The sequence below is a fragment of the Mycobacterium sp. 1274756.6 genome (genome assembly GCF_001668625.1).
In the GTDB taxonomy this organism is placed as follows: domain Bacteria; phylum Actinomycetota; class Actinomycetes; order Mycobacteriales; family Mycobacteriaceae; genus Mycobacterium.
Genome location: NZ_LZLJ01000096.1, coordinates 26574 through 45400 on the forward strand (window position 1 = coordinate 26574; position 18827 = coordinate 45400).

Here is an 18827-nt window from a genome sequence, read left to right on the forward strand (position 1 = left end):
CGGGCCGGCGGCCCGGGAGTCAATCAACTGGTTGGACAGTTTAGGTCACGCCGGGGTTTGCCGCCGCGGTCTGGACGGCCCCGTTAGACTGAGGCGGACCAGCCGCACAGGAGGTGGGACCCATGGACCCCGATCCCGACTACGACGCATCCGACGAAGTCGAGTACTTCATGGGCTGGTTCGCCTGGGGCCTGCGCGGCATCAGCGGCCCGGGCGGCGGCTACCCGCCGCCGGCCTACCCGCCGGTGTAAGCCCCGCCGGCGCAGCACCGGCGGGACTCTTCCGTCCTCAGAGCCCGCCGCTCAGAGCTCCTTGAGTTCCTCGATCACTTCCGACACCGACTTCTTCGCGTCCCCGAACAGCAGGCTGGTGCCCTCGCCGTAGAACAGTGGGTTGTCGATTCCGGCGAACCCGGAGTTCATCGACCGCTTCAGCACGATCACGCTCTTGGCCTGGTCCACGTTAAGCACCGGCATCCCGTAGATCGGGCTGGAGGCGTCGTCGCGGGCCGCCGGGTTGGTGACGTCGTTGGCGCCGATGACGATGGCCACATCGGTGCGAGCGAACTCGTCGTTGATGTCGTCCATGTCCTTCATCGCGTCGTAGTCGACCTCGGCCTCGGCCAGCAGCACGTTCATGTGCCCGGGCATCCGGCCGGCCACCGGGTGGATGGCGAACTTGACCGCGACGCCCTTGGCCTCCAGCAGGCTGGCCATGTCCTTGACCGCGTGCTGGGCCTGGGCGACCGCCAGCCCGTAGCCGGGCACCACGATCACCTGGTTGGCGTAGGCCATCTGGATCGCCGCGTCGGCGGCCGAGGTGGAGGTGACGTGCTTGTCGCCGTCGTCGCCGCCACCGGCGGCGGCACCGCCACCGCCGAAGCCGCCCGCCACGATCGCCGGGATGGAGCGGTTCATCGCCTTGGCCATCAGGTTGGTCAGGATCGAGCCCGACGCGCCGACGATCATGCCGGCCGCGATCATCGCGGTGTTGTTCAGCGCCAGCCCGGCCGCCGCGGCCGACAGCCCGGTCAGCGCGTTGAGCAGCGCGATGACCACCGGCATGTCGGCGCCGCCGATCGGCAGCACCACCATCAGGCCCAGCACCGCGGAGACGGCCAGCAGCCCGACCATCCACCACACGTTGAGTCCACCGTCGGCGGAGCCGATGCCGATGTAGGCGGCGATCGCGATCGAGCCGAGCAGCAGCAGCACGTTCAGCGGCTGCTGGGCCTTACCGACCCCGATCGGCTTGCCGTCGATGAGCTCCTGCAGCTTGGCGAAGGCGATCACCGAACCCCAGAACGAGATCGACCCGATGATCGCGGCCAGCAGCGACGCGACCATGATGTGCACGGTCGGCCCGCTGTCGTGGCCGAACACGGTGAAGCCCTCGGTCTCGATGAACTCGCTGAGTGCGATCAGCGCGACGGTGCCACCACCGACCCCGTTGAAGAACGCCACCAGCTGCGGCATCGCGGTCATCTTGGTGAACCGCGCGGGCGGCACGCCCAGCGCGACACCGACGATGAGCCCGGCGATGATCAGCAGCCAGTTGTGCTGGACCAGCAGCAGCGTCGTGCCGACCGCCAGCGCCATACCGACCGCGGCGATCTGGTTGCCGCGCACCGCGGTCTTGGGCCCGGTCAGGCCCATCAGACCGTAGATGAACAGCGAGAACGAGATGATGTAGAGGATCGTGACCAGATAGCTCATCGGGCGACCCCCGCGTTCTCAGCGTCGGTACCGGCCGGTTTCTTGGATTTGAACATCCCCAGCATCCGGTCGGTGACGATGAACCCGCCGATGACGTTCAGCGTGCCGAACACCACGGCGACGAACAGGATGATCTGCTGGGCCAGGTTGGGGTTCTCCACCCGGCCGAGCACCACCAGCGCGCCGAGCACCACGATGCCGTGGATGGCGTTGGTGCCCGACATCAGCGGGGTGTGCAAGGTGTTGGGCACCTTGGAGATGACCGCGAACCCGACGAACCCGGAGAGCACCAGGATCGCGATGTTCGCGAGGAGTTCGTCGTACATCTAGGAGTCCTCTCGGGTGACGCAGGAGTCCGCGAGCACCTGGTCGTCGAAGTCGGGGGCCAGTGCGCCGTCGGTGACCATCAGGTCCAGCAGCGCGGTGATGTTCTTGCTGTAGAGCTCGCTGGCGTGCTCGGGCATGGTGGCCGGCAGGTTCAGCGGGGAGACGATGGTGACGTCGTGCTTGACGACGGTCTGGCCCGGCTCGGTGAGCTCGCAGTTGCCGCCGGTCTCCCCGGCCAGGTCGACGACCACGCTGCCCGGGCGCATGCCTTCCACCGCGGCGGCGGTGACCAGCTTGGGCGCGGGCCGGCCGGGCACCAGCGCGGTGGTGATCACCACGTCGAACCCGGTGATCGCCTCCTCGAGCTTCTGCTGCTGGGCGGCGCGCTCCTCCTCGGTGAGCTCGCGGGCGTAGCCGCCCTCCCCGGCCGCGTCGATGCCCAGGTCCAGCCACTGCGCACCGACCGAGCGGACCTGGTCGGCCACCTCGGGACGCACGTCGTAGCCGGTGGTGCGCCCGCCGAGGCGTTTGGCGGTGGCCAGGGCCTGCAGCCCGGCGACGCCGACGCCGAGCACCAGCACGGTGGCCGGTTTCACGGTGCCGGCCGCGGTGGTCAGCATCGGGAAGAACCGGGTCGATTCCATCGCGGCGACCAGCACGGCCTTGTAGCCGGAGACGTTGCCCTGGCTGGACAGCGCGTCCATCACCTGGGCGCGGGAGATACGCGGGATCGCCTCCAGCGCGAACGCCTGCACCCCGGCGGATTTCAGCGTCGCGATCTGGTTGTCCTCGCTGCGCGGCGCCAGGAAGCCGATCAGGGTCTGGCCCTTGTGCAGCTTGCCGACCTCGTCGGCGGTGGGCGGGGCCACCTTGACCACCACGTCGGCCGCCCAGGCGTCGCCGATGGTGGCGCCGGCCTCGGTGTACAGCTCGTCGGGCAGCAGCGCCCGCTCGCCGGCCCCGGACTCGACCACGACGCCCAGCCCGGACTTCACCAGCGACGACACCGCCTTGGGTACCAGCGCGACGCGACGTTCGTCGGCCCCGGACTCGGCGACCACCCCGACCGTGAGGGTCGCAGTCTGCGTATCTGTCATGGCGCGTGTGTCTACTTTCCGTTGCTTCCAGGCCGCCACGGGACGACCGCGTGCCCGAACACCCTAACTGGTGCTGGGACGATGCTGGGAATCCGTACTGCCGGCGCGACTACAGTCGGAAGCCATGACGGTCGATCGTCTGCTGCCCACCCCGGAGGCCGAAGACCTGCTCGCGCTGACCCGCGAAATGGCCGACAAGCTGCTCGATCCGATCGTGGACGACCACGAGAAGGCCGAGACCTACCCGGCGGGCGTCTTCGCCCAGTTGGCGGCCGCCGGGCTGCTCAGCGTGCCGTTGCCCGAGGAGTGGGGCGGCGGCGGCCAGCCCTACGAGGTCTACCTGCAGGTGCTCGAGGAGTTGGCGGCGCGGTGGGCGGCGGTGGCCGTCGCGGTGAGCGTGCAGAGCCTGTCGTGTCACCCGTTGATCGAGTTCGGCTCCGACGATCAGCGCCGGCGGTGGCTGCCGGCGATGGTCTCCGGCGAGCGGATCGGCGCCTACAGCCTTTCGGAGGCCGGGGCCGGCTCCGACGCCGCCGCGCTGCGCTGCCGCGCGACCCGCACCGACGACGGCTACCTGCTCAATGGCGAGAAGGCTTGGATCACCCACGGCGGCGTCGCCGACTACTACACGCTGTTCGCCCGCACCGGCGAGGGCTCGCGCGGGATCTCCTGTTTCCTGGTGCCCGGCGATCTGCCCGGGCTCAGCTTCGGCGCACCGGAGGACAAGATGGGGCTGGCCGGGGTGCCGACCACCGCGGCGTTCTACGACGACGCCCGCCTCGACGCCGACCGGCTGATCGGCGCGGAGGGCCAGGGGTTGTCGATCGCGTTCTCCGCGCTGGACTCCGGGCGGCTGGGGATCGCGGCGGTGGCGGTCGGGATCGCCCAGGCCGCGCTGGACGTCGCGGTGGACTACGCCCACACCCGCACCGCGTTCGGCCGCCAGATCATCGACCACCAGGGCCTGGGCTTCCTGTTGGCCGACATGGCCGCCGCGGTGGCCGGGGCGCGCGCCACCTACCTCGACGCCGCGCGGCGCCGCGATGCTGGCCGGCCGTACTCGCAGCACGCCAGCGTGGCCAAGCTGACCGCCACCGACGCGGCGATGCGGGTGACCACCGACGCGGTGCAGGTGCTCGGCGGGGTGGGCTACACCCGCGATTACCGGGCGGAACGGTTCATGCGGGAGGCCAAGGTCACCCAGATCTTCGAAGGCACCAACCAGATTCAGCGCCTGGTCATCGCCCGTGGACTGACCAACCGGTAGGTGGACGGCGCCGCCGCGCGGTGGCCTATCGTTTCGGTCATGGACTTCACGATGTCGGCCCGAGGTGCCGAATATCACCAGCGGCTCTCCGACTTCATGGTCGAGCACGTCTTCCCCGCCGAGGCGGCGTACATCGAATACCGCGCCCAGGCCGGCCCCGGCGATCACACCGTGCCGCCCGTCATCGAGGAGTTGAAGGAGAAGGCCAAGGCCGCCGGGCTGTGGAACCTGTTCCTGCCCCCGCTGTCGGGGTTGACCAACCTGGAGTACGCGCCACTGGCCGAGTTGTCCGGCTGGAGTCTGGACCTGGCGCCGGAGGCCCTCAACTGCGCGGCCCCCGACACCGGCAACATGGAGACCCTGCACCTGTTCGCCACCGAGGAGCAGCGCGCGCGGTGGCTGCAGCCGCTGCTGGACGGGGAGATCCGCAGCGCGTTCTCGATGACCGAGCCCGCGGTGGCCTCCAGCGACGCCCGCAACATCGAGACCACGATGCTGCGCGACGGGGACCACTACGTGATCAACGGACGCAAGTGGTGGACCACCGGGGCGGCCGACCCGCGCTGCACGATCCTGATCGTGATGGGCCGCACCGACCCCGACGCCGCCCCGCACAAGCAGCAGTCGATGATCCTGGTGCCGGTGGACACCCCCGGCGTCAACATCGTGCGCTCCACCCCGGTGTTCGGCTGGCAAGACCAGCACGGCCACTGCGAGATCGAGTACACCGACGTCCGGGTGCCCGTCGCCAACCTACTGGGTGAGCAGGGTGCGGGGTTCGCGATCGCGCAGGCCCGGCTGGGCCCGGGCCGCATCCACCACTGCATGCGCGCGATCGGCGCCGCCGAGCGGGCGCTGGCGCTGATGACCGAGCGGGCGCGCAGCCGGGTGGCGTTCGGCAAGCCGCTGGCCGAGCAGGGTGTGGTCCAGCAGCAGATCGCCCTGTCCCGCAACGAGATCGACCAGGCGCGGCTGCTGTGTGAGAAGGCGGCCTGGACGATCGACCAGCACGGCAACAAGGAAGCGCGGCATCTGGTAGCCCAGATCAAGGCCGTGGCGCCGCAGATGGCATGCAATGTGCTCGACCGCGCGATCCAGATCCACGGCGCCGCCGGGGTCAGCGACGACTTCCCGCTCGCCCGGCTGTACGGCTGGCACCGGGCGATGCGGATCTTCGACGGGCCGGACGAGGTCCACATGCGGTCGATCGCGCGTGCCGAGATCGGCCGGGAGCCGAGTCCGCTGGCCGCGGCGGCGGTGCGGGCCTGACATGCCCGACGGCCTGCGCCGGGTGGACGGCACGTGGAACTTCCGCGACGTCGCCGACACCGTGCCCGGGCTGCGGCCGGGGCGGCTGCTGCGGTCCGGGGAGCTGAGCCAGCTGGCCGAGACCGGGCAGGCGGAACTGCGCCGGCTGGCGGTCACCGACGTCGCCGACCTGCGCTCCCCGCGGGAGGTGGAGCGCCGCGGCCCCGGCCGCGTCCCGGCCGGCATCGACATCCACCTGCTGCCGTTCCCGGATCTCGGGGCCACCGAGGGTGAGGCGCCGCACGAGCAGGCGTGGCAGGAGATGATGGCCCGCAAGCCCGACGACGAGCCGGTCGAAGCGGCTGCCCGCCGCTACATGATCGAGGAGTACCGGCGCTTCCCGCTGCTGGGCGGGGCGCAGCGGGCGGTGCGCACCGTGATCACGCTGCTGGGGGCCGGGCAGACGGTATTGGCGCACTGCTTCGCCGGCAAGGACCGCACCGGGTTCACCGTGGCGGTGACGCTGGCGGCGATCGGTGTGGAGCGCGACGCCATCGTCGGGGACTACCTGCAGAGCAATGCCGCCGTGCCCGCGCTGCGTACCGAGATCCTCGCCGCGGTCCGGGCGCGCGCCGAGGAAGCCGGCGAGGTGACACCGGAGGTGCAGACGTTCACCGAGGCGCGACTCACCGACGAGGTGCTCGGTGTGCGCGACGAGTACCTGGGTGCGGCGTATCAGACCATCGACGCCGAGTTCGGGTCGATCGGCGGGTTCCTGCGGGCCGCGCGGGTCGAGGCGGCCGACGTGGACCGGCTGCGGGCCGCGTTGCTCGACTAGCCTCCCTGAGAATTTTCGAGTTTTATCTCAGAAATTCTGGGCATTTCCTCATCTCGGGCGTACATTTCCGGGCAGGAGTGGTCGCCTGCTCCCAGCTAGCCATCCACCCGCCGTCGGGAGGTCGCGATGTTGGTCAACCGGATCCGTTCGCTGGGAGCGCTGCTGCTGGCCTTGCTGGGGGCGTTGGCCGTGGTCGTGGCGTCGACGGTGACGCCGGCGCCGGTGGTGGCCGCGCTGCGGGTGGTCAGCGCCGAGGTGTTGTTGGCGGCGGACGGCGTCGCCATCCCGAACCCCGACGTCAGCTACGCGGAGGTGATGGCCGGCAGCGGGACCCCGATCCCGTGGCTGGGCAAAGACGGCCAGTACATGCAGCTGGTCTTCGATAATTACCTCCACGCCAAGTTTCCCAGCTTGGAACTCTCACCGACTCCCGCGTGCACCGGCACATGCACCGTCAATCCTCTGGTCACCCCGGAGGGGCTGTACCCGATGACCGGCATCAAGGACCTGCCGCTGGACACCTCGGTGGATCGCGGCGTCACGATCCTGAACAACCAGATCATCACCGACCTCGGACCCGGCGGCCCCGTCGGCCCCGACGGCGCGCTCGGGGTGCTGGGCTATTCGCAGAGTTCGGTGATCGCCTCGCTGGAGATGGAGAAGCTGGCCGCCATGTCGAGCGACGCGCCGACCGCCGATCAGCTCAACTTCGTGCTGCTCGGCAACCCGATGAACCCCAACGGCGGGCTGCTGAGCCGCTTCGCCGGGCTGAAAATCCCGAGCATGGGCCTGAACTTCTACGGCGCCACCCCCGCGGACACCATCTACCCCACCGACATCTACACGATCCAGTACGACGGTTTCGCCGACTTCCCCAAGTACCCGCTGAACGTGCTGGCCGACCTCAACGCCTTCGCCGGCATCTACTACGTGCACGGCGGTTACCCGGAGGCGGTTGGGGCGGAGTTCATCGAATTGCCAGTGTCCCCGGGCTATTACGCCGACGGGGGCGTCACCCATTACTTCATGTTGCCCACCGAAGACCTGCCGCTACTGTCCCCGATCCGCTCGATCCCGCTGGTGGGCAACCCCATCGCCGAACTGCTGCAACCCGACCTGAAGGTTCTCATCGACCTCGGCTACGACAACCCCTTCGATCCAACCACCTTTGCGAACGTCGCCACCCCGTTCGGGCTCTTCCCGCAGTGGAGCGCCTTCGAGCAGCTGCCCGGCCAACTGTTCGACGGCACCAAGGAGGGGCTGGAGAACTTCGTCGGCAGCCTGGGCAACCTGTCGCTCGCCGACCTGAACCCGTTGTCCCTGCTCAGCGGTGGAACCGCCGGTGCGGCCGCCGCCTCGCCGCTGGACAGCCTCACCAACTTCATCCCGAATGTGGTCAACGGTCTCTCCGGTGCCGCATCGTCGGCCTACGCCGCCCTGCTGCCGACCGCGGACATCGCCAACGCGGTGGTGAGTTCGATGCCCGCCTATCTGTTCCAGCTCTCCCTCGATCACCTGCTCGACGGTGACCTGCTCAATGCTGTGGGCTTGCCCCTCGCCGGTGCGGCCGGCCTGGCCACCATGGCCGGCGGCTTCGAGTTCCTGGTGATCGCGGACGCCGCGCAGGCCATCCTCGGCGACCTGAGCACCCTGATCCCCTTCTGATCCCGCGAGGCAGAAATCATGCAGGCGACACGCCGGTGCCGGCCTGCATAGCTTCTGTCTCGACGCCAAGGGAGCCGCGAGCCCCCGCGAAGGTTGCGCGAAGGGGACGCCCACCCCCGAACGCCAGCCCGGGCACACAACCCGCGAACGCCAACTCGGGCACACCAACCCGCGAACGCCAACCCCCCAACGAAAGAGCGGCGCCGGACACCCCGGCGCCGCTCCCCAAGCCCTATCGCAAGTCGCCCTACAGCGAGAACGCGGCCCGCTGCGGCTCGGACAGATCGGTGATCGTCTCCCAGGCCGCGGCCACGTCGTCCACCGAAGGCGGCTCGGTGAACGTGGTGCCCTCGTTCTGGAACAGCGCGACGCGCTGGACCTTGCCCCCGCCCACGATGAACACCGCCGCGGTGTCGGGCACCTCCTCGGTGCACAGGTAGGCCACCACCGGCGCCACGAACTCCGGGGTGAGCTTCTCGAACACCTCCGGCGGCAGGATGTCCTGGGTCATCCGGGTCGCCGCGATCGGGGCGATCGCGTTGGTCTTGATGTTGTACTTGGCGCCCTCCTGGGCCAGCGTGTTGATCATGCCGACCAGGCCCAGCTTGGCGGCGCCGTAGTTGGCCTGCCCGAAGTTGCCGAACAGCCCCGAGGTGGAGGTGGCGACGACGACCCGGCCGAAGCCCTGCTCGCGGAAGTGCGGCCAGGCCGCCCGGATCACGTTGTAGCCGCCGTAGAGGTGCACCTTGAGTACGGCGTCCCAGTTCTCGAAGGTCATCTTGTGGAAGGTGCCGTCGCGCAGGATGCCGGCGTTGGACACCACCCCGTCGACCTTGCCGAACTCGTCGACGGCGGTCTTGATGATGTTGGCCGCCCCGTCGGCGTCGGCGACGCTGTCGTAGTTGGCCACCGCCCGGCCGCCGGCCGCCTTGATCTCGGCCACCACCTCGTCGGCCATGTTGTGGCCCGCACCGGTGCCGTCACGGGCACCGCCGAGGTCGTTGACCACCACGCTGGCGCCCTCGCGGGCCAGGGTCAGGGCGTAGTCGCGGCCCAACCCACCACCGGCACCGGTGACAACGATGACACGATCCTGAACTCCGGGCATGAGCTTCCTTTCCCGCATGGTCACACCGGCCTCGTGCCGGTCCGCCGAGATGGCTGCTTCCTTGTATACGGTGGGCCGATCCACTCGGCGCCGTCGGGGTGGCAGTTTATGCGGCAGCCGCCACGTCGGGGGGCGAACAGATCGACCGGGCGCGTCACGCGGTCCACGGTGGCGGGGCTGGCACGCCCCGTTAACCGGCGGTGATCGACCGAAACCGCGACGTAACTTCGCCCTAATCCGACGGAATCGTCCCCGGTGTGCAATGGCGAAATGAGCACACTGTATGACCGCATCGGCGGCCACGAAACGCTCGAAACCGTGGTCCCGCGTTTCTACGACCGGGTACTCGCCGACGACGCCCTCAGCGGGTTTTTCGCCGGTGTCAATATGCAGCGCCAGATCGGCAAACAGATCGATTTCCTGGCGGCGGCGATGGGTGGCCCGCTGCCCTACACCGGGCCGTCGCTCAAACAGGCGCACCGAGGCCGCGGCATCCGGCTCCGCCATTTCACGCTGGTCGCCGAACACCTGATTGCGGCGTTTCGGGATGCGGGCGTGTCCGCGACGGAGATCGACGACATCGTTGCCCTGCTCGCGCCGCTGGCCGCCGACATCGCCTCGGACGCACCGAAACCGGTGACGGGCCCGCTGGCGTCCGCCCCGGCGCGGTAGCGAACACTCGGCGCGGCGGGTTCAACAACGGCTGCCCGGGCCGGCGCCGTTGCGCTATCCCTGCCGCTGCGCCCGCACGAACCGGGAGAACGCGTCGGCGTTCGGGTCGTCCAGCACCGAGTCCACCCAGCGGCCCACCGCCTGCATCTCCTCCTTGGAGGAGCGGGCCGTCGCCGACCAGCCGTGCGCGTCCAGCCAGTCGGCCAGCTCGGCGCGGTCGGGGTCGTTGTAGGTCAGGTCGGCGAAGTCGACCGGTTGCGGGATGCCCATCTTCTCCGCGGCGCTGCGGAAGCGCAGCCGCATCTGCTCGCGCCGCTCCTCGGGTTGGTGCGCGGCGGTCTCGGCGGCGAGGTGGCTGCCCGGCGCGCTGAGGGCGGTGATCTGCTCGAAGAGCCGGTCCTGGGCGTCGGCGGGCAGATACATCAGCAGCCCCTCGGCCAGCCACGCGGTCGGCTGCTCGGGGTCGAAGCCCGCGGCACGCAGCGCGGCCGGCCAGTCCTGGCGCAGGTCGCACGCCACGGCTTCGCGTCGCGCCGACGGCTGCACCCCGTGTTGCTCGAGGGTGGCCGCCTTGTACTCGAGCACCTTGGGCTGGTCGATCTCGAAGACGGTGGTGCCGGCCGGCCAGTCCAGCCGGTAGGCCCGCGAGTCCAGCCCGGAGGCCAGGATCACCACCTGCCGGATGCCCGCGGCGGCGGCGTCGGCGAAATAGGCGTCGAAGAAGCGGGTGCGCACCGCCTGGTAGCCGCGCATCCGGTGGAAGATGGCCGCGGTTTCCGGGTCGACCGATTCCAGCTTCTGTTCCATCGACTCGTCCAGCATCATCTCCCAGACCCCGGTGCCGGCGCTGGCGACCAGCAGCTTGGCGTACGGGTCGGCGATCAACGCCTCCGGGCTCTCGGTCTCCACCGCGCGGGCCGCGGCGACCATCACCGCGGTGGTGCCCACGCTGGTCGCGATGTCCCAGGTGTCGTCGTGGCTGCGCAGTGCGCCCATCGGATCCTCGTTTCTGGTGGCAGGGTCACCGCTGCGCGGTGAGCAGGACGGTGCTGGTGGTCTGCTCGAGCAGGTCGTCGGGGACCGGGCGGCCCAGCCGGGCCATCTCGTCGTGGCCCTCCACGACGGTGACCAGCCAGTCGTGGCCGTTGAGCAGGTCGGCGGCGGCGGCACGGTCGGGTTCGCGGTAGGTCAAGGTGGCGATGTCCACTCCGATCCCCAGCCGCTCCCGGATCCGGGCCGCGCGCTCGCGGAAGGCGCGGTGCCGCTCGTCCTCCTCGCCGGGACGGGTCAGGCGGAACGCCTCGACGGCGATCCTGCTCCCCGGTGCGCTCAACGCGGTCACCTCGGCGAACAGCCGGTCCTGGGCGTCGGCGGGCAGGTAGGGCAGCAGCCCTTCGGCCAGCCAGGCGGTGGGGCGGTCCGCGTCGAAGCCGGCGTCGCACAGCGCGGCGGGCCAGTCCGCCCGCAGGTCGACGGCGACCGGCCGGCGGGTCGCCGCCGGTTCCGCGCCGTGCCCCGCGAGGGTCTCAGCCTTGTACTGCAGCACCCTGGGCTGGTCGATTTCGAACACCGTGGTGCCCACCGGCCAGTCCAGGCGGTAGGCCCGGGCGTCGAGGCCGGCGGCCAGGATCACCACCTGCCCGATTCCGGCGGCGGCCGCGCCGGTGACGAAGGTGTCGAAGAAGTGGGTGCGCACCGCCTGGTAGTTGCGGGCCATGGCGTGGATGCGGTGCCCGTACCGGTCGTCGGGGTCGAGCCACCCCGAATCCGGGTCGGTGAGCCGGGCCCACGCCGAGCCGGCGGCGGTGACCAGTGGCCGGGCGAACTCGTCACGGATCAGCGGGTCCGGCCCGGCGGTCTCGGCCGCGCGGGAGGCGGCCACGCCCAATGCGGTGGCGCCGACGCTTTCGGTGATGTCCCAGCTGTCATCGTCGGTTCGGACCGACTGCACCTGCTCGCTCATAGTCCCGCGCCATCCTACCCGAATAGTTAGCCAAGCTATGGGCCGATGTGCGGTTTTGGCGCCCCGGCCGCGTCGTTCAGTCCCGCAACCGCCACAACCGGTTGGTGAGGAGCCTCTCGACCCGCTCCCCCGTCTCGCGCACTTCGACCGGCTCGCCGATGAACCCGGCGTAGAAGCCCAGCCCCCACAGCGTCGAGACCAGCACCTCGACCAGGCCCGCCACATCGACGTCGCTGTCGTAGTCACCGTTTCGGATGGCGTCGTCGACCACCCCGGTCAGGAACTTCCGCGACCGGGCCAACGGGTCGGTATCCGGCGGCATCAGGCTGGGGTCGCGGCGCGCTTCCAGCATGGCGACGACCATGAACGCCGCCACCGACCGATCCGCCGCAGCGGCCGCCACCGCCGAGGAGGTGAACGCCGACAGCCGTCCCCGCAGCGTGGTCTCGGCGGCGGCGCGTTCGATCCCCACGCCGACGGCCAGGACGTTGGTTTCGGCGAGCACCGCGCGGAACAACGTGCCCTTGTCGGAGAAGTAGTGGTTGATCGCCGGCCGGGTCAGGCCGGCCCGGTTGGCGATCTCCTGGAAGGTGGCCGCGCTGTACCCGAGTTCGCCGAACACCTCGCGCGCGGCCCGAACGATGTTCTTGCGGGTCTCGACGCCACTTGTAGCTGGGGGGCGACCCGGACCTCGGCCCGCGACGGGAGGCACAGTGAAAAGTTTGCCACAACTCCGGAGGACCGGCGCGGCGGGAGCAATTGCACTCTAAATTTGTCGGCCTCGACAATATAAACTCTAGCCATGACACCGCCGGTCTCGCGGGACGCGTATTTCGAAACCGGTCTGGCCATCCTGGCCGACCGCGGCTACAGCGGGCTCAAACTCGCCGAGGTCTGCTCCCGGCTGGGCGTGACGAGCGGATCCTTCTACCACTACTTCACCAACTGGTCGGCCTTCACCCACGGCCTGATCGATCACTGGCTGGAGGAACGTTGCCGCCGGATCAGCCAAAAAATTGAGGACAACCCCGATCCGCGGCAGCGCATCGAGGCGATGCTGCACGCCGGCCGTCGGCTGGTGCACGGCGCCGAGGCCGCCATCCGGGTGTGGAGTGCGTTGGATCCCACCATCCGCGAGGTGCAATGGAAAGTCGACCGGCTCCGGTTCGACGCCGTCTACGACGCCGCCGTGGAGCTCATGGGCAACGAGCGGCAGGCGCAAGTCTTCGCTCAGTGCGTGCTCTACACCGTGATCGGTTACGAGCAGGCCACGCTGCCCCGCGACGACGGCGCCCTGGCCTGGATCATCGAGCAATTGCTCGACGCACTCGACGCCGGGAAGTTCGCCGAGGTCCCGGGCCACTGACCGCCCCGGCTCCTCGGCCATGACCACCGCGGGTCCGCGGTCGGGCCGTGCCTATACTGGGCGCTGAACACGAGGAGGCCCGTAGTGTCAGATGGACCAGTGAACTACGCGCGCGGTATCCGCATCTTCACGCTGGGGATGCTGGCCGTGCTGATCATCGCCACCGTCGTGATCGTGATCGCCGCGCAGATCTCGCCCACCTAAACCGACCGGCTTTCGATTGACCGCCCCTGGCTTCAGCGTCAGGATGGCTTGGTGACCACGCCGTTCGACGACCCGCAAGCCGGGCTGGCGTGGTTGTTTCTGCAGTGCCTCTGCGAAGACGGCGACCTCGACGAAGGCTTCGCCCTGCTCGCCGAGGACTTCCGCTACTGGAGCATCGCCCTCGATCGCCACATCGACCAGGCGGCGCTGCGTCGGCTGGTCGAGCACCGCAAGCAGACCGTCGAGGTCACCCTCGACCTGCTCGGCTGCATCAACGAAGGCGAGACCGTGGTCGTCGAAGCGCGCGCGACCGGGGTCACCACCGCGGGCGATCGCTACGACAGCCCGGTGGCGTTCGTCGTCGAAACCCGTGACGGGCTGATCGTCGAGTTGCGGGAGTACAGCGACGCTCGCCTCGCCGAGCAGGTGCTTCCCGCCACCGACAACGCCGGCTAATCCGGCGCGATGCTGATCTGGGCGGCCCGCGGGTAGAACGCGACATGCCCACCGATCGCCGCGACAGCCGGATGGGGGCGCCGGTAGGTCCAGGCCGCGTCGTCGACGACGTTCCCGTCGGCGGTGCGGATCCGGTAGTAGCTGGCCTCCCCCTTGAACGGACAGTAGCTGTGGCTGTCGGTGCCGCTCAGCGCCGCCGGATCGGCATCGGCCAACGGGATGTACTGCACCGCCGGATAGCCCGCTTCCCGCACGGTCAGGGCGTTTTCGGTGTCGGCGATCAGCTGTCCACCGCACCGGACGGTCACCCGATGCCCGGTCGGGGTGACCGTGATCGGATGGTCGGCGGTGGGCACCAGGACCGGCCGGTCGTTCGCCTCGGTCATGGGTTCCTTCCGCCGTCGCCGCTAGAGGTCCCAGACCTCCCGCACACCTTCGGTTTTACTCTCGGGTTTCTTCAGCCGCATCCAGAACCGGGCGGCCTCCCGGATGGATTCCTCGACCGGGCGCGGCTGCCACCCCAGCTCGCGCACCGCCTTGGCGTGGTCCACCGGCGCTTCGGCGCGCATCATCCGCACCGAGGTCACCGACAGCTCGGCGTCCTTACCGCTGAGCCGCGCCTTGAGGCTGCCCAGCGCGCCGAGCGCATAGAGCCCCGGCACCGGGATGGTGCGCGGCGGCATCGCCACCCCCGCCTCCTCCACGGCGACGCGGATGACGTCGGTCAGCGCCATCATCTTCTCCGAGATCAGGTAGCGCTCCCCGACCCGGCCGTGCTCGGCGGCCAGCAGCAACGCCCGCGCCGCGTCATCGACGCCGACCACCTCCAGGGCGATGTCCTTCATCAGGAACGGAAGCTTGCCGTACACGGCGCCGGCGATGAACGCGCCGTGCGGCGTGCGGCCCCAGTCACCGTCGCCGTAGGTGGTGGACACGCACATCGCCACCGCGGGCAGCCCCTCTTCCGTGGCGTAGCGCAGCACCATCTGCTCGGCCTGCAACCGCGAGGCCACATAGGGGGTGAGCCCGCGCGGGTCGAGAACGTCGTCCTCGGTCGCGACCTTGCCGCGCCGGCGGTCGACGGTGGCGTAGCTGCTGGTGAACACGAACCGGTTCAGGTCCATGGTCTTGGCGACCTCGAGCACGTTGCGCAGGCCCTCGACGTTGGTCCGGAACAGCGGGGCCGGGTCGCGCAGCCACGCACGGGTGTCGACGACGCAGTAGTACACCACGTCGACGCCGGTCATCGCCTCCCGCAGAGTGGCGGTGTCGAAGATGTCGCCGTGGAAGCGGGTCACGTCCAGGTCGTCGATGCTGCGGGTGTTGGCGTTGGGGCGCACCATGGCGCGGATCTCGGTGCCCGCCGGGCTGTCTTGCACCAGCCGCCGGGTGACGTGCGAGCCGAGGAATCCGTTGGCCCCGATGACGAGTTTGGCCGGGGTGTTCATGCGCCGCCTCCGTACTGCTGCATCCAGCGGGCCGCCTCGTCGTCGAGGGTGCCCAGTTCCTTGGCCTTCCGGCACCATTTCATCGCCGCGGACGCGAACCGCAGCGGGTTGTAGACGTCTTCCTGGCGCCGCCACAGGCCGTCGCCGCCGTAGGTGAGGATGGTGATGTTCGTGGCGTTGATGACCGTGCCGTCGCCCGGGTCGATCATCGGGTTGTCCAGTTCGCAGATGATCCGCCCGGTCGGTTCGTCGATCACCGACCACAGCGACGGGAATTCGGCCATGTGGCTGCCCGGGAACGTCGACATGGTCTTGCGGATCCAGGCGCGGACGGGTTCGCGGCCGTGCATGGTGCCGGCGGCGTGCTCGATGTACTCGACGTCGTCGGTGTAGTGGCCCACCCAGATGTCCCAGTCCTTGGCGGAGGCGGCGCGGGCCACCGTGTCCTCGAAAGTGGCGAAGGCCGCCGCCAATTCCTCGCGGCTGAACTGCGGAGTCGTCACGTCCTGAACTAGAACACGTTTCATTCGGGTTGTCGAGCGGTCAGCGCTGCTCCACCGCGGCCAGCACCACCGGATCGGCGCAGCCGCGGGCGAATCCGGCGATCCGTTTGTCGATGTCGCGGCCCAGCCACCAGCGCCCGATACGCTCGGCCAGCGGCGCCAGCCAGGCCGGCCGGCAGGTGAAGTTGTACCGCCAGGTCGCGAGCGTGTCGCCGTCGCCGGTGGGGGCGAACCGCCAGCCGCTGCCGAACGTCGAGAAGAACCAGGGCCCCTTGATGATCTTGATGCCGACGTTGGTGGGCGGGTTGAACGAGACGTACTCGCTGATCATGGTCAGCCCCGACCAGTGCCGGGTGTGGGTGCGCACGCCCTTGCCGGGCGCCGTCGCCCCGTCGACGAACCACTGTTTGGCGATGAACGGGTCCCAGCGCAACCGGATCTCGCCGGTGGTCTGGGAGACCGCGAACGCGGTGGCCGGGTCGACCGGGACCCGCACCGATGATTCGACGACCGGCATCGCACTCCTTCCCGTCACCGGCATCATAGGGTCGCGCGGCGGCCGGCCCGGCCGGGAATTCGCGCACTCGACCGGAGGCGGGCGCCGTCGGTAGGTTGGGTGCCAGCGGCAGCGAGAGAAACGGAGGCCACCCGGTGACCGAACACGAGACGGCGATTCTGGCCGGCGGCTGCTTCTGGGGCATGCAGGACCTGATCCGCAAACAGCCCGGCGTCCTCGCCACCCGGGTGGGCTACACCGGCGGCGACGTGCCCAACGCCACCTATCGCAACCACGCCGGTCATGCCGAGGCGATCGAGATCACCTACGACCCGCGGCGCACCGACTACCGCAGCCTGCTGGAGTTCTTCTTCGCGATCCACGACCCGACCACCCGCAACCGGCAGGGCAACGACATCGGCACCAGCTACCGCTCGGCGATCTTCTACCTCGACGACGCCCAGCGGCAGATCGCGCTGGACACCATCGCCGAGGTCGACGCGTCCGGGCGGTGGCCGGCGCCGGTGGTGACCGAGGTCAGTCCGGCCGGTGATTTCTGGGAGGCCGAGCCGGAGCACCAGGACTACCTGGAGCGCAACCCGGGCGGCTACACCTGCCACTTCGTCCGGCCCGAGTGGCGGCTGCCGGCCGGCGCGGAGCGCTGACTCAGCGCCCGTGGGCGCGCAACTGGTAGAGCCCGCGGGTGGTGGCCACGGTCTGCCCGTCGGCGTCGGTGACCGTCGCCTCGAGCACGAAGTCGGCCTTGCCCCGCTCGGCCGCTTCGGCCTCCACCCGGGCGATGGTGTCGTCGTCGAGGCTCGCTTCGGCGCGCAGCTCCGAGCGCGCCATCCCGACGAAGGCGATGTCGAGGTTCTTCACCAGCGGGAAGTACTTCGCCGAGTCGAACGTGGACAGTGCGATGACCCCACCGAGGATCTCGGCAACGGTGAACTCCACGCCGGCATAGACCACGCCGAAGTGATTGCCGTTGCCCTCGGCGGGAACGGTGGCCGCGGCGTGGCCGCGCCGCGCCTCGACGATCTTCACCCCCATGTTGTGCGCGGCCGGGATGGTCTGCGCCATCCCGGCGTTCATCATGTCGACAAGGGCGGTATCGGTCATGGCCGTCATGCTAGCGGCGGCGCACCACGATGCGGCCGCCGTCCTTCGGGACGAACGCCACGCCGCGGGAGTGCCATTTCTCTCCCGCTACTCGCGACGGCTCGATCGTGAAGTGCTGCAACACCGTCCGCACCACCACGTCCATTTCCGCGTTCGCGAAGGTCGCACCCGGGCACCGACGGGTGCCGCCGCCGAACGGGATCCAGGCGAAGGTGGCGGGGCGGGTGTCGATGAAGCGGTTCGGGTCGAACCGGTCCGGGTCGTCGAACGCCGCCGGGTTCTCGTGAATCTGGGAGATGCTGACCCCGATCAGACAGCCCCGCGGCAACACCCACTCGCCCAGCTCGAAGTACGGGGCCAGCACCCGGCGCCCGGCGAAGTCGATGACGGTGCGGTTGCGCTGCAGCTCGTAGATCGTCGCCTGCCGCAGGTCGCTGCCGCGGGCGTCGACCTCCTCGGTCAGCCGGGTCAGCAACTTCGGTTGGCGGCTGATCCGTTCGAACACCCAGCCCAGCGTGGAGGCGGTGGTCTCGTGCCCGGCGGCCAGGAACGTCAGCAGTTCGTCGCCGATGTCCCCGCGCGACATGCTCGAGCCGTCCTCGTAGCTGCTGCGCAGCAACAGCGACAGCATGTCGGTGCGCTGCTCCAAGTCGGGGTCGGCCCGCACGGTCGCAATCAGGCGATCGATGACGGTCTCGTACTGGGCGCGCCAGGCGGCCAGCCGCCCCCACGGCGAGTAGCGCCCGTAGGTGCGTTTCGGGGTGGGAAAGGCGACCAGCCGGGAGCCCAAAGTCACCCAGGGCGGGATGATCTCGCGGAGTTCGTCCAGATCGGCGCCCTCGGCACCGAACACTGCGCGCAGGATCACGTTGAGGGTGATGCGGTTCATCGGCCGCAACGTCTCCACCGGCGTGCCGACCGGCCAGGTGGCGGTTTCGGCGAGGGTCTCCTCTTCGATGATCCGCTCGTAGTTCTTGATGTTCTGGCCGTGGAACGGCGGGGAGAGCAGCCGCCGCCGCGCCCGGTGGGCGTCGCCGTCGAGGGCGAACACCGAGCCGGGGCCCAGCACCCGGCTCAGGTTGGGCTGGATGTTGCCCAGCACCTCGGGACTGCTGGTGAACACGCGTTTGGCCAGTTGCGGGTCGGTCACCATGACGATCGATCCGAAGACGGGCACCCGAGCGGTGAACGCCGAACCGTACCGCCGGGCGACCCGCTGGATCAGCTGGCGACGGCCGAACGAGAAGCCGAGACCCTGGATCAGCCGAGGGATCCGCGGCCCGGGTGGCAGCCGGAGCGCCGGGGCTGAGACGACTTCCGTCATGCAACTCC

At 69.6% G+C, this 18827-nt stretch carries 22 protein-coding genes; 9 read left to right on the plus strand and 13 right to left on the minus strand.

Annotated features, from left to right (window positions below):
- Positions 1–122 precede the first annotated feature (122 nt).
- Entirely contained in the window at positions 123–251 is a 129-nt protein-coding gene (locus A5643_RS18795) for a hypothetical protein (RefSeq protein WP_109562092.1), read from the plus strand.
- A 51-nt stretch (positions 252–302) separates the two neighbouring features.
- Here the strand turns inward: A5643_RS18795 and A5643_RS17040 are convergent, their stop codons facing one another.
- The 3 genes from A5643_RS17040 to A5643_RS17050 are packed head-to-tail and all read right to left on the minus strand — an operon-like array spanning position 303 to position 3139.
- Entirely contained in the window at positions 303–1715 is a 1413-nt protein-coding gene (locus A5643_RS17040) for an NAD(P)(+) transhydrogenase (Re/Si-specific) subunit beta (RefSeq protein ID WP_066858387.1), read from the minus strand.
- Positions 1712–2041, minus strand: a complete 330-nt coding sequence (locus tag A5643_RS17045; protein ID WP_066858389.1) for an NAD(P) transhydrogenase subunit alpha part 2 — start codon at positions 2039–2041, stop codon at positions 1712–1714. Before A5643_RS17045 ends, A5643_RS17040 begins: the two co-directional genes overlap by 4 nt.
- The gene (locus A5643_RS17050; RefSeq protein ID WP_066858392.1) at positions 2042–3139 is read right to left on the minus strand and encodes a Re/Si-specific NAD(P)(+) transhydrogenase subunit alpha; all 1098 of its coding nucleotides are present in this window, start codon (positions 3137–3139) and stop codon (positions 2042–2044) included.
- Between the two features lie 124 nt (positions 3140–3263).
- Here A5643_RS17050 and A5643_RS17055 point away from each other — a divergent pair, with 124 nt between their 5' ends.
- From A5643_RS17055 to A5643_RS17070, 4 genes are all read left to right on the plus strand, one after another.
- A complete protein-coding gene (locus A5643_RS17055; protein ID WP_066858395.1) occupies positions 3264–4406 on the plus strand; it encodes an acyl-CoA dehydrogenase family protein in 1143 nt (380 codons plus the stop codon).
- 39 nt (positions 4407–4445) lie between these two features.
- Positions 4446–5675 (plus strand): acyl-CoA dehydrogenase family protein, encoded by a 1230-nt coding sequence (locus A5643_RS17060; RefSeq protein WP_066858606.1) that lies wholly within the window; start codon positions 4446–4448, stop codon positions 5673–5675.
- Position 5676: 1 nt separating this feature from the next.
- Positions 5677–6492, plus strand: coding sequence for a tyrosine-protein phosphatase (locus A5643_RS17065; RefSeq protein WP_066858398.1), 816 nt, complete (start codon positions 5677–5679; stop codon positions 6490–6492).
- A 126-nt stretch (positions 6493–6618) separates the two neighbouring features.
- A complete protein-coding gene (locus A5643_RS17070) occupies positions 6619–8157 on the plus strand; it encodes a PE-PPE domain-containing protein (RefSeq protein ID WP_066858402.1) in 1539 nt (512 codons plus the stop codon).
- Positions 8158–8404: 247 nt separating this feature from the next.
- On the opposite strand, the gene A5643_RS17075 is transcribed toward A5643_RS17070, so the two are convergent.
- The gene (locus A5643_RS17075; protein ID WP_066858405.1) at positions 8405–9265 is read right to left on the minus strand and encodes an SDR family oxidoreductase; all 861 of its coding nucleotides are present in this window, start codon (positions 9263–9265) and stop codon (positions 8405–8407) included.
- Positions 9266–9535: 270 nt separating this feature from the next.
- Between A5643_RS17075 and A5643_RS17080 the strand changes: the two genes are divergently transcribed.
- The gene (locus A5643_RS17080) at positions 9536–9937 is read left to right on the plus strand and encodes a group I truncated hemoglobin (RefSeq protein WP_066858408.1); all 402 of its coding nucleotides are present in this window, start codon (positions 9536–9538) and stop codon (positions 9935–9937) included.
- Positions 9938–9991: 54 nt separating this feature from the next.
- Here A5643_RS17080 and A5643_RS17085 read toward each other — a convergent pair whose 3' ends face one another.
- The 3 genes from A5643_RS17085 to A5643_RS17095 all read right to left on the minus strand — a co-directional run bounded on the left by A5643_RS17085 (position 9992) and on the right by A5643_RS17095 (position 12612).
- A complete protein-coding gene (locus A5643_RS17085) occupies positions 9992–10933 on the minus strand; it encodes an SAM-dependent methyltransferase (protein ID WP_066858411.1) in 942 nt (313 codons plus the stop codon).
- Positions 10934–10958: 25 nt separating this feature from the next.
- Positions 10959–11900, minus strand: coding sequence for a class I SAM-dependent methyltransferase (locus A5643_RS17090; protein ID WP_066858414.1), 942 nt, complete (start codon positions 11898–11900; stop codon positions 10959–10961).
- A gap of 76 nt (positions 11901–11976) precedes the next feature.
- Positions 11977–12612, minus strand: coding sequence for a TetR/AcrR family transcriptional regulator (locus A5643_RS17095; protein ID WP_066858417.1), 636 nt, complete (start codon positions 12610–12612; stop codon positions 11977–11979).
- A 90-nt stretch (positions 12613–12702) separates the two neighbouring features.
- Between A5643_RS17095 and A5643_RS17100 the strand changes: the two genes are divergently transcribed.
- Together A5643_RS17100 and A5643_RS17105 are read left to right on the plus strand one after the other, a co-directional pair.
- Entirely contained in the window at positions 12703–13266 is a 564-nt protein-coding gene (locus tag A5643_RS17100; RefSeq protein ID WP_066858420.1) for a TetR/AcrR family transcriptional regulator, read from the plus strand.
- A gap of 255 nt (positions 13267–13521) precedes the next feature.
- Entirely contained in the window at positions 13522–13926 is a 405-nt protein-coding gene (locus A5643_RS17105; RefSeq protein WP_066858609.1) for a nuclear transport factor 2 family protein, read from the plus strand.
- Here the strand turns inward: A5643_RS17105 and A5643_RS17110 are convergent.
- Genes A5643_RS17110 through A5643_RS17125 form a run of 4 tightly spaced genes read right to left on the minus strand, consistent with a single transcriptional unit; the run spans position 13923 to position 16394 of the window.
- The gene (locus A5643_RS17110; protein ID WP_066858423.1) at positions 13923–14312 is read right to left on the minus strand and encodes a DUF427 domain-containing protein; all 390 of its coding nucleotides are present in this window, start codon (positions 14310–14312) and stop codon (positions 13923–13925) included. The two genes, A5643_RS17105 and A5643_RS17110, sit on opposite strands and share 4 nt — an antisense overlap.
- A gap of 21 nt (positions 14313–14333) precedes the next feature.
- Positions 14334–15374, minus strand: a complete 1041-nt coding sequence (locus A5643_RS17115; protein ID WP_066858426.1) for an NAD-dependent epimerase/dehydratase family protein — start codon at positions 15372–15374, stop codon at positions 14334–14336.
- A complete protein-coding gene (locus A5643_RS17120) occupies positions 15371–15901 on the minus strand; it encodes a nuclear transport factor 2 family protein (protein WP_156628865.1) in 531 nt (176 codons plus the stop codon). Before A5643_RS17120 ends, A5643_RS17115 begins: the two co-directional genes overlap by 4 nt.
- Before the next feature lie 16 nt (positions 15902–15917).
- A complete protein-coding gene (locus A5643_RS17125) occupies positions 15918–16394 on the minus strand; it encodes an SRPBCC family protein (protein WP_066858432.1) in 477 nt (158 codons plus the stop codon).
- A 182-nt stretch (positions 16395–16576) separates the two neighbouring features.
- Here A5643_RS17125 and msrA point away from each other — a divergent pair, with 182 nt between their 5' ends.
- Positions 16577–17038, plus strand: a complete 462-nt coding sequence (gene msrA, locus A5643_RS17130; protein ID WP_502686253.1) for a peptide-methionine (S)-S-oxide reductase MsrA — start codon at positions 16577–16579, stop codon at positions 17036–17038.
- A 1-nt stretch (position 17039) separates the two neighbouring features.
- Here the strand turns inward: msrA and A5643_RS17135 are convergent, their stop codons facing one another.
- Complete coding sequence (locus A5643_RS17135; protein ID WP_066858612.1) at positions 17040–17495, minus strand: PaaI family thioesterase; 456 nt, start codon at positions 17493–17495, stop codon at positions 17040–17042.
- Between the two features lie 10 nt (positions 17496–17505).
- Positions 17506–18819, minus strand: coding sequence for a cytochrome P450 (locus A5643_RS17140; RefSeq protein ID WP_066858438.1), 1314 nt, complete (start codon positions 18817–18819; stop codon positions 17506–17508).
- Positions 18820–18827 lie beyond the last annotated feature (8 nt).